The sequence below is a fragment of the Hymenobacter frigidus genome (assembly GCF_014640435.1).
In the GTDB taxonomy this organism is placed as follows: domain Bacteria; phylum Bacteroidota; class Bacteroidia; order Cytophagales; family Hymenobacteraceae; genus Hymenobacter; species Hymenobacter frigidus.
In genome coordinates this window covers 36,732-49,795 of sequence record NZ_BMGY01000012.1, presented here as the reverse complement: position 1 = coordinate 49,795, position 13,064 = coordinate 36,732, and the positions used below count along the sequence as shown (strand labels likewise).

The window sequence follows — 13,064 nt, the reverse complement described above, 5'->3', positions numbered from 1 at the left end:
GCCAGCAGTTTTACGTAATTTCGCCCTCCCAACGCGAAATATTCCTTAACGTGCTATGGCGGATACGAAAGTAAAAGCTGCTCCTAAAAAATCGACGGCATCCAATGGCGCAGCAGCCAAAGGCCAAGGCAAAACCGTGACCACGGTCCGCCAGCCGGACCCTGTTATGCCTGGCACCGACAAGCCCACGGCGGCCGCGTCTGGCAAAGCCGCGCCCCAGCCCAAACGAGCAGCCGCTCCCGCGTTTCCCAAAGAGACGTATATGCAGTGGTATGAGCAAATGCAGCTCATGCGCAAGTTTGAGGATAAAGCTGGGCAGCTTTACGGGCAGCAAAAAATCAAAGGCTTCTGCCACCTCTACATCGGCCAGGAGGCTTGTGTGGCCGGGGCAGTATCAGCTCTGGAAATAGGCGATAAATACATCACCGCTTACCGCGACCACGCCCACCCGCTGGCCCTGGGCACGTCGCCCAATGCCGTGATGGCCGAGCTGTATGCCAAAGCCACCGGTTGCTCGAAAGGCAAAGGGGGCTCGATGCACATGTTTGATAAGTCGGTTGGGTTTGTGGGCGGCCACGGTATCGTGGGCGGGCAGATACCCATGGGTGCCGGCCTGGCCTTCGCCGAGAAATACAACAAGACGGGTAAGCTTTGCATCTGCTACATGGGCGACGGGGCCGTGCGCCAGGGTGCTCTGCACGAAGCCTTCAACATGGCCATGCTCTGGAAGCTGCCCGTCATCTTCGTGATTGAGAACAACGGCTACGCCATGGGCACGTCGGTGTCCCGGACGTCGAACGTGACCGAGCTCTACAAGCTGGGCCTGAGCTACGACATGCCCTCGGAGCCGGTGAACGGCATGCGCGTGGAGGACGTGCACGAAGCCGTGGCCCGTGCTGCCGAGCGCGCCCGCAAAGGCGACGGCCCCACGCTGCTCGAATTTAAGACCTACCGTTACAAGGGCCACTCGATGAGCGACCCGGCCAAGTACCGCACCAAAGAGGAGTTGGAGGACTACCGGCACCGCGACGCCATCGAAGGCGTGCGTCATACCATCCTCAGCAATAACATGGCCACCGAGGCCGACCTTGAAGCCATCGACGAGGCCATCAAAGCCAGAGTGGCCGAGTCGGTAGAATTTGCTGAAAATTCGCCTTTCCCTACGCCCGACGAGCTGTACAAGGACGTTTACGTGCAGGCCGACTACCCCTACATTCACGACTAATTAACCCGGCCGCTGGCCCTGCGGCCCGCTTGCGGGTCCTGTTGCTGAAATACCCACTGTAATGTCGAAGATTCCCTACTCTGGCAAAAGCCAGCAGGCCCGCCAGGGGCAAGTACCCCAGAACGTGCCCGCCGACCCGTTGGCCCCCGCCGAAAACCTGCCGGCCGAAAATCCGCTGCTGGAAGACCCGGACGCCCTGGCCGCTCGCCTGGCTGATTCGGAAGACTTCGTGCGCAATAACCGCAACGTGCTGCTGGGCATCTTGGCGGCAGTTGTTTTGGCCGTAGTAGGCGGCTTTGGGTATTACACCTGGCGCACTCAGCAGAACCAGCAAGCGCAGGCCAGCATGTTCCGCGCCGTGAACAACTGGGAAGCCGATTCGCTGAGCAAAGCCGTTAAAGGCGACGGCAAGGCTCCCGGCCTCACCACCGTGGCCAACGAGTATGGCAACACCAAAGCCGGCAACCTGGCCAACTTCTACGCCGGGGTAGCTTCGCTGAAACAAGGCAAATACAAAGAGGCCCTCGATTTTCTCGAGGACTTTAGCTCCGACGACTACCTGGTGCAAAGCCGTGCTTATTCGCTGATGGGCGATGCGCAGCTGGAATTGAACAAGCCCAAGGAAGCCGCCGACCTCTACGCTAAAGCCGCCGACCACAACGCCAACGAATACTTCTCGCCCGGCTACCTGCTGAAAGAAGCCACGGCTCGCGAGCTGGCCAGCGACAGTGAAGGCGCGCTGAAAGCCTACGGCCGCATCATTAGCGAGTATCCCACGGCCCAGGAGGTCGGCGAAGCCCGCCAGTACAAAGCCAAGCTGGAGAAATAAACAAACCCGAAGCTTCATTGTCATCCTGAGCACAGCGAAGGACCTTATCGCACCCGAACGGACTTCGTTCAACCGTGGTAAGGTCCTTCGCTATGCTCAGGATGGCAATTTTTATAACACATGGCAACTTCTCTCCAAAACCTGAGCGACTACGACGCTGCTACCTTCATCGATATCAGCGGTAAGCGTTTCGGGCTGGTAGTATCTGAGTGGAACCGCGAGATAACCGACATCCTTAGCGCCGGGGCTTTTGACACCCTGATAAAGCACGGAGCCAAGGCTGAAAACATCTACCGCAATAGCGTGCCGGGCAGCTTTGAGCTCACTCTTGGGGCGCAGTTTCTGGCGCAGCACGATGAGATGGATGCCGTGATTTGTCTGGGCGTAGTAATTCAGGGCGAAACCAAGCATGATGACTACATCTGCCATGCCGTGGCACAGGGCATCACGCAAGTAGGCCTGAAATTCAATAAGCCGGTCATCTTTGGGCTGGTAACTACCAATACGCTGGAGCAGGCCTGGGACCGGGCCGGTGGTAAGCACGGCAATAAGGGCGTGGAAGCCGCTGTGGCTGCTATCCAAATGCTAGGCTTTTAGCCCACCAAGGAAAAGCGCTTTCGAATCTGTAACTTTGCGTCTGCAAAACCATGCAGGCAACTACCTTAGCTTCGTCGCGCTGGCAGGAGCTTTCTTTGGCTTCCCCGTTATTTAGCAGCTTAGGCATTGCCCACCCGCAAGGCCGCTATTTTCCGCAGTTCTTTTTACTCATTTTATGAACGGAGACAACATTCGCTATTCCCGGGAGGACTTGAACGAGTTCGACCAGATTATCCAGGAAAAACTCACGGCGGCCCGCAAGGAGTTCACCTTCATTAAAGAGACGCTGAATCGGAGCAACGAATCGGGCACCGATACCACGGCCTCCTCGGCCAAGGTGCTGGAAGACGGTGCCGAAACGGCGGAGAAGGAAAGCATGAACCAGCTGGCCTCGCGCCAGATGAAGTTTATTCAGCAGCTCGAAAACGCCCAGGTTCGCATCAAAAACGGTACCTACGGCGTGTGCATCGGCACCGGCAAGCTCATTCCCAAGGAGCGCCTGCGGGCCGTGCCCCACACCCAGCATTCTATTGAAGCCAAAATGGCGCGGCGCGACTAAGCACCGCGGCTTTTTGGTAATCGGTATTGGGTAGTCGGTAGTCAGAATTTTATTGGGGTTGACGGCGTTCAATCTTTCTGACCACCGACTACCTAATACCGATTCTTTTTTTAACCTGTACCGTAGCGATACGGCACGCAATTTTTCTCCCCATGGGCAAGAAACACTTTTCAGAAGATAAAGCGGACCGTCGCGGCGGCCGCAGTGCAGGTGGCCCTGGGGGCTTTGGCGGCGGAGCTGCCGCTGGCCGTGGCGGCGAGCGCAGCAACGACCGGAACGACCGGGGTGGCAACGACCGTGAGCGGGGTGGTAATGACCGGGGCGGCTTCGGCAAAAGCCGGTCCGCTACCAACGGCGCATTTGGTCGTCCGGCTACGGGTGGCGCATTTGGCCGTCCGGCTACCAACGGCGCGTTTGGCGGTGGCGGCAAAAAATTTGGCGATGGCGAGAAGCGTCCCTATGGCAGTAGCTACGGCGGCGGTCAGCGCGAAGGCGGCAGCAGCTTTGGCAACAAAAGCTTTGGTGGCGGCAGCAAGAGCTTTGGCAGCGACCGGCCCTTCGAGCGCCGCGACGACCGTGCCCCCCGCCCGGGCGGCTTCGGTAAGGAGCAGCGCACCGGCACCAGCTACGGCCGCACCGCCGAGGCGCGCCCCGAGCGCGGCAGCTTTGGTGGCGACCGCGACCGCAGCGACCGCAGCGACCGCAGCGACCGCAGCGAGCAGCGTGGCCCTGCCACCGAGGCCCGTCCCATCCGCCCGTACCAGCCCAAGGAGAACTGGGGCGGCCAGCCCTACCGCCGCGATGGCGAAAAGGCCGTGCCCCGTGGCCAGCCTGGTGAGCGCAACCGCAAATTTTTGAAGAGCAACCCCAACGAGGACAGCGACAGCAGCGCGCCTCGTAGCGGCGGCAGCTTCGGCCGCAGCACGCCCCGCGAGCCCGAGAATTTTGAGCGCGGCGAAACCCGTAGCGAAGAGCGTGGCCCGAACCGACCCATCCGTTCGGCCCGTCCGTTTGATGCTAACCCGCCGCAGCAACGCGAGGAGCGCAGCGAGCGCCGTGATTCTAATATTGAGCGCGACAACGCCAGCAACGCTGATTTCCGCGCCGACCAGGCCGCGTTTGGCCGCAAGTTCACGCCCGGCGCTTTTGGTAGTCGTGACGGGGCTTCGGCCCCCGGCCGCAGCACCGGCGAGCGTCCCGGTGGCTACGAGAAACGCAGCACCGAGCGCTGGTCGCCCGCACCCGGCAGCTTTGCTGAGCGCCGGGAGGCCCTGAAAGCGCAGGAGCGCAGCGTACGCCGCTCGGGCACCGGCTACGGTAGCGCCGTAGACAAGCCCCGGCCCGCCCGCCCGGCCGTGCAGGAGAACCGCGCCGACAAGCCCCGCTTCGGCGAGCGTCCCGGCGAGGCTCCCGACTACAAAAACCTGAAGCACTACGAGCAGGACAAAACCCGGGGTAACAAGCGCCGCCGTGAGGAAGAAGAGGACTCCAGTACCGACGAGCTGCGCCTGAACCGCTACATCGCCAACGCGGGCATTTGCTCGCGCCGTGAAGCCGATACGCTGATTGCCGCCGGCGAAATCAAGGTGAACGGTGAAGTGGTGACGGAAATGGGCTACAAAGTGCAGCCCGAGGACACCGTGCAGTACGGCAAGACCAACCTCAGCCGCGAGAAGTCGGTGTACGTGCTGCTGAACAAGCCCAAGGACTTTATCACGACGACGGAGGACCCCGAAGGCCGCCGCACGGTGATGGACCTGGTGGCCAGCGCCTCGAAGGAGCGGATTTTCCCGGTGGGCCGGCTCGACCGCAACACCACGGGCCTGCTGCTATTCACGAATGATGGCGAAGTAGCCCAGAAGCTCTCGCACCCCTCGCACAAGAACAAGAAAATCTACCAGGTTGAGCTGAGCCAGCCGCTGTCCGACGAAGACCTGCGCAAGATTTCGGACGGCCTGGAGCTGGAGGACGGCAAAGCCATCGTGGATGACGTGGCCGTAGTGGCCGGTAACGCGCACTTTGTGGGCATCGAAATTCACATTGGCCGCAACCGCATCGTGCGTCGCATTTTCGAGCACCTCGGCTACGAGGTAGTGGCCCTGGACCGCGTGCAGTACGCGGGCCTCACCAAGAAGGACCTGCCCCGTGGCAAGTGGCGCTTCCTGAGTGAGCAGGAGGTTATTCGGATGAAATACTTCCTGTAAGCATTTCTGGTGACACCCAACAGAACGTCATGCTGAGCAAAGCCGAAGCATCTCGCGTGTGGTAGTAATCCTGATAATTGGGTTCACTTCTGCACGCGAGATGCTTCGGCTTCGCTCAGCATGACGTTCTTTTTTATTCAACTGTAACCCGCCTAATGCGTACCCTCGCCCTCGACATCGGTAACACGGCCGTGAAAGCCGGCTGTTTCGATGGGTCGCTGCTGCGCGAGACGGCGGCCGGCCTGACGGCTTACGAAGTGCGAAGCTTGGTGCGGCGCTGGCGGCCGGAACACGTCATCATCGCCTCCGTGGCCGAGGATGCGGCGTTGCAGGCCGATGAATTGCGGGAGATGGTGCCGGGTGAAATTCTGGTTTTCAAACCCGCTGGCACAGCTATTCCGCTGCGCAATGCCTACGGTACCCCGCAAACCCTGGGGGCCGACCGGCTGGCGGCGGCGGTGGGCGCTGCCAGTCTGCGGCCCGGCCGCGCCACGCTGATAGTAGACGCCGGCACGGCACTGAAATTTGACCTCATCACGGCCGATGGTACCTACCACGGCGGGAGTATCGCGCCGGGGCTGGCCATGCGGCTGCGGGCGTTGCACACGTTTACGGGGCGGCTGCCGTTGCTGGAGTTGCCGCCCGCCGATGCAACGATTCCGCTCGTGGGCGACTCCACTACGGGAAGCCTGCTGAGCGGCGTAGTGAACGGGGCCGTAGCGGAAATTACGGGTCTTATTGCTCAGTATCAGCAGGCTTACCCGGAGTTGGGCGTGCTGCTCAGCGGGGGCGATGCCGCGTTTCTGGCGACCCGGCTCCCGGCTCGTATCTTTGTTGTTCCCGAGCTGGTGCTGCTCGGCCTTAATCGGATTTTAGTTTATCATGTTGACAAATAAAGAGATGGAGCGCCTGCGTACGGCCTTGGTACTGGCGGGCATGGCAGTGCTGACGGCTGGTGGCGCGCAGGCCCAGGGCCTGGGCAACTCGCCGTACTCCCGCGTTGGGCTGGGCGAATACAACGCCAACACCGGCGGCGTGCGCCAGATGGGCATGGGCGGCGTGGGACTGGCTGCTCCCAACGCCGTCAATGTGAATGAGTTGAATCCGGCGCTGTTGTTCTATACCTCGCGCACCACGTTTGAGGCCGGCTACAATGGGCAGTACAAAACCGTGAAGAATGCCAACGGTGCCAACCGTAGCGGCAGCGGGACGCTCGGCTACTTCGCCTTTTCGGTGCCCCTGAACCCCAAGTGGGGCGCGGGCGTGGGGCTGAAGCAGGTGAGCACCGTGGACTACGAATCAAACATTATCGACGAGGTGGCGGGAACGCCGGTGCCGGGCCAAGCGCGGTCGTTGAAGCAGAACAGAGGCTCGGGCGGGATTTCAGAGGCGTATTTGGCGCAGGGCTATCGCATCACCAAGAATTTTACGCTGGGTTTCACGGCCTCCTACGTGTTTGGCGTGATTGACGAAACGACGGGTACGGCCGTGCAGGAGGGCAATAGCACCGCGCGCCTGATTAACTCCGTGGACCGGTTGCATACCCGCTACTCAGATTTTGCTTTCCGCACCGGGGCGCACTATCGCCAGAAATTGGGCAAAGAGTTGAATCTGAACCTCGGCGGCGTATACAGCTTCGCGCACAACCTCAACGGCCAGCGCGAAGAAACGCAGGAACAATCTTACGCCGACAACGGCACCTTGGTCAGCCCCATTTCGACGCTGAGCGACGGCCGCGGCAGCAGCTATGTGCCTGCGCTGGCACAAGTCGGTATCAGCGTCGACAACGACAAGAACTGGAGTGTCAGCCTTGATGCGGCTCAGCAGCAGTGGTCGAAGTTTCGGAATTTTGGTGAGCAGCGCCTGGCGCTCAACAACACGGTGCGTGTTGGTCTTGGGGCCGAGATTTCGCCCGACCCGGGCTCCGTGGAGCACTATTTTCAGCGGGTGAGCTACCGGGCCGGGGTAGCCGTGGCGCAGCTGCCGTACCAGCCCGGTGGCAAAACGCTGTATGACCGGTCGGTGAGCTGGGGCTTTGGCTTCCCGCTGCCCACGGCTACGCCGCTCGAATCCACCTCGTTCAGCCTCGGCTTCACGTATGGTGTGCGCGGCAACTCCGATATTATCAACGCCGCCACGAACAGCAGCAACGTGCAGGAAACCTACATTCGGGGCCAGCTCGGGGTGACGCTGAACAACCGCTGGTTTATCAAGCGGCGCTTGCAGTAAGCCTGCACCACAAACCAACAAGGCAGTGAACGGACTCAGGCAGTGGGGGAGCGGCGGGGCCATCCTGATGGGATTGGCTCTGGGAGGCTGCGATAAAAAAGCGGCCACCGGCCCCAGGCTCGTCTACACCGGCCCGCTGATGGAGACCACCAACGTGCGAACACTGTTCAGCGACTCGGCCAAGCTCAAGCTGCAGCTCACCGCGCCGCTGGAGCAGACGTTCGAGAATGGCGACGTCATCTACCCCAAAGGGATGGTGGTGACATTTTACTCGACAGATGGCAAAAAGACGGTTGTCAATACGCTGGAGGCCAGGTACGGCAAATCGGACAAGGCCAAAAGCCTCTACATCATGCGCGGCGACGTACGGGTGATGAACGTGCCGCAGCAGCAGCGCATGAATACTGAAGAGCTATTCTTCGATAAAACCAAGCAGCTGATTTACACCGATTCGGCGATGTTCGTGAAAATAACCACGCCCACCGAATACCTCACTGGCTATGGCCTGACGGCCAACCAGGACTTCTCGCGCTACCGCATCACCAAGCCCGAGGGCATCTTCGCGGCGCCGCAGGCCGCGCCAGTGCAGTAGGGTGGGCCGGTGGCGCGAAACGGCGTTTGCCGAAGCACTACGATAATTAGACGATTTTTAATCCCGCAATATGACATTCGATAAATCCCTGTTGCGCACCGTGCTATTCGCCGTGGGCGTAGCAGCGCTGGTTATTGGCATTTACCAGACGATTCTGTTCAACGACCTGAGCCGTAACTACTGGATTTTCATGGTGTCGATGACGTGCTGGATGCCGCTGCTCTACTGGCGCCAGCAGGAGCGGCTGGAGGCCAAAATTGCCGAGCAAAAGGCCAAGCTGGCCGAGCAGGCCCGCGCCAAAACTCCGGCCAAATCGACCAAAAAACGTCGTTAGAACGGAATTGCGCCGGTTGGTTGGTTTTGAGCGGCGGCGCATTGAAACGCAGGAGAGCTGGCCGCGTCCCGGCCGCCGCGGGCCAACTGGCGACTTAAAATCTGGCAAAACTTTGATTGCCGGTCAAATTCTGGTTATTTTGCGCCTCTTTTGACTAACACAGACTTCGATTCTTTTGACAAGTAAATGGCTTTAATTAACACGATTCGGGAAAAATCAGGCGTGGCGGTCGGCCTCGTGGCCGTTGGCATGCTGCTCTTTATTGTGGGCGGCGACCTGGTGGGCGGCAACAACAAGCTTTTTGGGGGCAACAACCAGACGGTGGGCGAAGTGGCCGGCCAGAAAGTGGAATTGGCCGACTACAACAATGCCCTGGAGCAAGCCAAGCAGGCCTTTGTGGCCCAGCAGCAGCGCCAGCCCGACGAGCAGGCCCTCGGCTACCTCCGCGACCAGGCCTGGAACCAGACCATCTACCGCTTGGCTTTCCAGCCGGAGTGGGAAAAGCTGGGCCTGACCGTATCGGACGATGAATTGGTGGATATGGTGCAGGGCGACAACGTCAGCCCCGGCATCAAGCAGGCTTTCACCGACCCGAAAACCGGCCAGTTTGACAAAGCCCGTCTCATCGAGTACCTCAAAAACCTCGACAAGCTGCCTCCCGAAAACCAAGCCGCCTGGCGCAATTTCGAAGCCAACCTGCCCGCCGAGCGCCTCGCCAATAAGTACAACGCCCTGCTGAAAAACTCGGTGTACGTGACTTCGGCCGAAGCCAAGCGCTTCGACTCGTTTCAGAATACCAAGGAGACGGTGAAATACTTGTTTGTGCCTTACAGCAGCATCTCCGACTCGGCCGTGAAAGTGACCGATGCCCAGCTGCAGGCTTACCTCGACAAAAACCAGGGCAAGTACAAGGTGGAAGACGGCCGCTCGGTGGAGTACATCAGCATTCCGGTGGTGGCCTCGAAAGAGGACAGCAGCACCGTGAAAACGTCGATGGCGGAGCTGGCTACCACGTTTGCCTCGGCCCCGGTCGATTCGCTGTTCGTGTCGGCTAACTCGGAGCAGCCTTATAACAAAGCCCTGCGCAGCCCCGCCGACCTGCCCGAGCAGCTCCGCAATCAGCTGCCCCTGGCCGCTGGCAAAATCTACGGCCCTTACGCTGAAAACGGCACCTACTCGCTGTATAAAGTGACGAGTACCGGTGTTGGCAAGCAGGCGGCGGCCCGCGCCAGCCACATTCTCATCAAGGCCGAAGGCACCACGCCCGAAGCCAAAGCCGTGGCGAAAGCCAAGGCGCAGGACATCCTGAACAAAATCAAAGCCGGGGCTGATTTCGGCGCGATGGCCCGCCAGTTTGGCACCGATGGCACCAAGGACCAGGGCGGCGACCTTGGTTGGTTTGGCCAGGGCCGCATGGTACCCGAGTTTGAGAAAGCCATTTTCGGCGCTACGGCCACGGGCTTGCTGCCTAATTTGGTAGAAACCTCGTTCGGCTACCATGTTATCAAGGTAACGGCCGTGCCCACCAAGCAAACCTATCAGGTGGCGGAAGTGAAAAAGACCATTACCCCCAGCGATGCGACCCGTGAAGTGGCTTACGCCAAGGCGCAGGAGCTGAAAGGCGAAGCCACCGACCTGGAGAGCTTCCGCAAGCTGACGACCAAAGACAAGACGCTGGTGAAGCAGGAGGCCAAAAACCTGGACCGCAGTGCCCGCACCGTGAACAACCTGCAGAACGCCCGCGAGCTGGTGCGTTGGGCCTTTGGCTTCAGCCAAACCGGTACCGATACCAAAGTAGGCGACGTTTCGGAGGTGTACGAAATGGGCGACCAGTACGTGATTGCCGCCCTCACCGACGAGCGCGCCAAAGGCACGGCCACCGTGGCCAACCTCCGCCCCGAGCTGTCGGCGCTGGTGCGCAACGAGGAGAAGGCCAAGCAGATTATGGCCAAGCTGCCCAAAACCGGCACGCTGGAAGAAATGGCCGCCAAATACGGCCCCACCGCTCAGGTAGCCACAGCCGAAGGCGTGGTGCTGGGCCAGGGCAGCATTCCGAACGTGGGCTTCGAGCCCGTAGCCGTCGGCAGAGCCTTCGCGCTGAAGCCCGGCCAGAAGTCGGCCGCCATCCAGGGTGAGCAGGGCGTGCTGGTGGTGGAGCCTGTGAGCACTACCCCTGCTCCCGCCGCCGCCGACCTGAAGGCCGTTCGCCAGCAGCTGGCCCAGCAACGTGCCCAGCAGCAGGATGGCAAAATTTACGAAGCCATCAAGGCCCACGCCAACGTGAAAGACAACCGCACGAAGTTCTTCTAAGCCGCCAGCAGGCAGCTTGAAAAGGGCCGTACCTTCGGGGGCGGCCCTTTTTCTATTTTGGGGTCTGTTGGATTGGGTATACAAAAGCAGCGGCCGACCGGGGCGTTGCGTTGAACGAACCGTCTGAATCCCGGCGTTGATGCCCTGGGCGGAATCTTGGTTATTGACTATTAAGTATTGTTTATGCGTCCGCATTCTCTGTTTGTCGCCGCCGCGCTTTTGCTGGCTACTCCGGCGCTCGCCCAGCAGCCGGGCAAATGGGCTCCCGTAAACTCGACCACGCTGGCGCAGGACTACGCCCGCCGCGGCGAGCACGAAAAAGTGGTGTTTCTGTTTGAGCGGCTGCCGGCCGCCGAGCAGGCCAGCACAGCGGTTTTTTCGGTCTATATCGCCTCATTGCAGGCCCTGAAACGCTACAAGGAGGCCGAGAAAGTAGCCAAGCGGGCCGCCAAGCTGCGTCCGGAGGAAGCTACCATTGGGGTGGCGCTGGGGGGCGTGTACGCGGAAGCCGGCGACCTGCCCGCCGCCGAGAAGCAGTGGCAGAAAGTATTGAGCCTGCTCACGTCCGCCCAGGTGCTGCCGGTAGCCGCCGAATTCAGCCGGCGCGAGCTGCTGCCGTGGGCCGAGCGCACCTACCTACGTGGCCGGGCCCTGGCCAAAAACGACACCGAGTACGCCCCGCAGCTCATTCAGCTGTATACTCAAACTCAGAACCAGCTCCAGGTATTAGCCGAAACCCTGCGCCTCGTGGCCCAGGATGAGCAGCAGCTGCCCTACGTGCGCAACATGCTGCAAAATGCGTTGCGCGAAGAAAAGGATTTCGATGCGCTGGAAAAGCAAGTGCTCATCGCCACGCAGCAGCACCCCGAGCAGGCCGCATTTAGCGAGCTGTTGCTGTGGCTGCAGGTGCAGCGCCGTGACTTTGCCGGGGCTCTGATACAGGCCCGGGCGCTGGACCGCCGCGGCCGGGGCGAAGGCCGCCGGGTGATGGAGCTGGCCGCGATTGCGCAATTCAACAAAGACTACGAAAGTGCCATCGACGGCTTTGCCTACGTGGCCAAAGAGTACCGCAACGGCCCTTACGGCAACGCCGCCCGCCAACGCCTGCTGCAGGCCCGCGAAGCCCAGGTGCGCGAAACTTACCCCGTGGACCTGACCAAAGTGCGGGCCCTGGTGACCGAATACGGCCAGCTGCTGGCCGAGCTGGGTCGCACGCCCGACACCGCCCCGGTGCTGCGCAACTTGGCCAACCTGCACGCTTTCCAGCTCAATGACCGCGCCAAGGCCATGACCCTGCTGCAGGAAGTAATCGACATGCCCCGTGCCAACGAGGAAGTGGTGGACGAAGCCAAGGTGACCCTGGGCGACTTGTACTTGCTGAAAGCTGAGCCTTGGGAGGCTACGCTGCTTTATTCGCAGGTTGAGAAATCGCACAAAGACTCGCCTCTGGGCTACGAAGCCAAGCTGCGCAATGCCCGCCTGAGCTATTACGCCGGCGACTTTAAGCTGGCCCAAAGCCACCTCGATATCCTGAAGGAAGCCACCACCCGCGAAATTGCCAACGACGCCATGCAGCTTTCGCTGCTCATCCAGGACAACACGGTGGAGGACACCCTGGGCCTCGGCCTGAAGGCCTACGCCGCCGTGGAGCAGCTGGTGTTCCAGAATAAGCTCACGGAGGCCATCACGGGCCTGGATGGGCTGCTGGAGAAATTTCCCGGCCACCCGCTGGCTGATGACACGTACTATCTCAAGGCGCAGCTGCAGCGCCGCACCGGCAATTTTGCCGGAGCCGCTGCCACGCTCGAGCGCATCACCAACGACCCCAAGGCCGACGTGCTGAGCGACGACGCGCTGTTTCTGCTGGCCCGAATTCAGGAAGAAGACGTGAAAGACAAGCTAAAAGCGCAGGAGCTTTACAACCAGGTAATCGTGAAATACCCCGGCAGCATCTACGTGGCCGAGGCCCGCAAGCGTTTTCGCAAGCTGCGCGGCGACGGGGTGCAGTAGCCGCCTGTCATCCTGAGCGGCGCGAAGGACCTTATCACGCCTATGTACAAGACGGCGCGAGCAGGATTAATCGTGACGTAAACGCAGTATTCTCGCATCGGGCTGGTTGACTTGGTACAGCGCGGGCATGGTAAGGTCCTTCGCTACGCTCAGGATGACAAAGCGGCGTGTTATC

11 protein-coding genes are annotated in these 13,064 nt (G+C 60.6%); all 11 read left to right on the top strand.

Going from position 1 to position 13,064, the window contains the following annotated elements; genetic code table 11:
* Positions 1-166 precede the first annotated feature (166 nt).
* On the top strand, positions 167-1,225 hold the full coding sequence (gene pdhA / locus IEW17_RS08440) for a pyruvate dehydrogenase (acetyl-transferring) E1 component subunit alpha (protein ID WP_188561644.1): 1,059 nt from the start codon (positions 167-169) through the stop codon (positions 1,223-1,225).
* A 61-nt stretch (positions 1,226-1,286) separates the two neighbouring features.
* On the top strand, positions 1,287-2,054 hold the full coding sequence (locus IEW17_RS08435) for a tetratricopeptide repeat protein (RefSeq protein ID WP_229748884.1): 768 nt from the start codon (positions 1,287-1,289) through the stop codon (positions 2,052-2,054).
* Between the two features lie 120 nt (positions 2,055-2,174).
* On the top strand, positions 2,175-2,651 hold the full coding sequence (gene ribH, locus IEW17_RS08430) for a 6,7-dimethyl-8-ribityllumazine synthase (RefSeq protein ID WP_188561600.1): 477 nt from the start codon (positions 2,175-2,177) through the stop codon (positions 2,649-2,651).
* Between the two features lie 175 nt (positions 2,652-2,826).
* Positions 2,827-3,210 (top strand): TraR/DksA family transcriptional regulator, encoded by a 384-nt coding sequence (locus IEW17_RS08425; protein ID WP_188561599.1) that lies wholly within the window; start codon positions 2,827-2,829, stop codon positions 3,208-3,210.
* Between the two features lie 152 nt (positions 3,211-3,362).
* On the top strand, positions 3,363-5,414 hold the full coding sequence (locus IEW17_RS08420; RefSeq protein WP_229748883.1) for a pseudouridine synthase: 2,052 nt from the start codon (positions 3,363-3,365) through the stop codon (positions 5,412-5,414).
* 155 nt (positions 5,415-5,569) lie between these two features.
* Positions 5,570-6,310: a type III pantothenate kinase gene (locus IEW17_RS08415; RefSeq protein ID WP_188561598.1), complete on the top strand. Its 741-nt coding sequence runs from the start codon at positions 5,570-5,572 to the stop codon at positions 6,308-6,310.
* Positions 6,297-7,643, top strand: a complete 1,347-nt coding sequence (gene bamG, locus IEW17_RS08410; protein ID WP_188561597.1) for a BamG family beta-barrel-assembly machinery protein — start codon at positions 6,297-6,299, stop codon at positions 7,641-7,643. Before IEW17_RS08415 ends, bamG begins: the two co-directional genes overlap by 14 nt.
* Before the next feature lie 25 nt (positions 7,644-7,668).
* The gene (gene lptC / locus IEW17_RS08405; protein WP_229748882.1) at positions 7,669-8,235 is read left to right on the top strand and encodes an LPS export ABC transporter periplasmic protein LptC; all 567 of its coding nucleotides are present in this window, start codon (positions 7,669-7,671) and stop codon (positions 8,233-8,235) included.
* 70 nt (positions 8,236-8,305) lie between these two features.
* Complete coding sequence (locus IEW17_RS08400; protein WP_188561596.1) at positions 8,306-8,569, top strand: hypothetical protein; 264 nt, start codon at positions 8,306-8,308, stop codon at positions 8,567-8,569.
* 186 nt (positions 8,570-8,755) lie between these two features.
* Positions 8,756-10,879, top strand: coding sequence for a peptidylprolyl isomerase (locus IEW17_RS08395; protein ID WP_188561595.1), 2,124 nt, complete (start codon positions 8,756-8,758; stop codon positions 10,877-10,879).
* 183 nt (positions 10,880-11,062) lie between these two features.
* The gene (locus IEW17_RS08390; protein WP_188561594.1) at positions 11,063-12,889 is read left to right on the top strand and encodes a tetratricopeptide repeat protein; all 1,827 of its coding nucleotides are present in this window, start codon (positions 11,063-11,065) and stop codon (positions 12,887-12,889) included.
* Positions 12,890-13,064 lie beyond the last annotated feature (175 nt).

Bases quoted from the DNA above. Each gene is read 5' to 3' on its own strand.
- bamG (WP_188561597.1), top strand. From the start codon at position 6,297: ATGTTGACAAATAAAGAGATGGAGCGCCTGCGTACGGCCTTGGTACTG.
- IEW17_RS08420 (WP_229748883.1), top strand. From the start codon at position 3,363: ATGGGCAAGAAACACTTTTCAGAAGATAAAGCGGACCGTCGCGGCGGC.
- ribH (WP_188561600.1), top strand. From the start codon at position 2,175: ATGGCAACTTCTCTCCAAAACCTGAGCGACTACGACGCTGCTACCTTC.
- IEW17_RS08415 (WP_188561598.1), top strand. From the start codon at position 5,570: ATGCGTACCCTCGCCCTCGACATCGGTAACACGGCCGTGAAAGCCGGC.
- IEW17_RS08395 (WP_188561595.1), top strand. From the start codon at position 8,756: ATGGCTTTAATTAACACGATTCGGGAAAAATCAGGCGTGGCGGTCGGC.
- IEW17_RS08425 (WP_188561599.1), top strand. From the start codon at position 2,827: ATGAACGGAGACAACATTCGCTATTCCCGGGAGGACTTGAACGAGTTC.
- IEW17_RS08400 (WP_188561596.1), top strand. From the start codon at position 8,306: ATGACATTCGATAAATCCCTGTTGCGCACCGTGCTATTCGCCGTGGGC.
- pdhA (WP_188561644.1), top strand. From the start codon at position 167: ATGCCTGGCACCGACAAGCCCACGGCGGCCGCGTCTGGCAAAGCCGCG.
- IEW17_RS08435 (WP_229748884.1), top strand. From the start codon at position 1,287: ATGTCGAAGATTCCCTACTCTGGCAAAAGCCAGCAGGCCCGCCAGGGG.
- IEW17_RS08390 (WP_188561594.1), top strand. From the start codon at position 11,063: ATGCGTCCGCATTCTCTGTTTGTCGCCGCCGCGCTTTTGCTGGCTACT.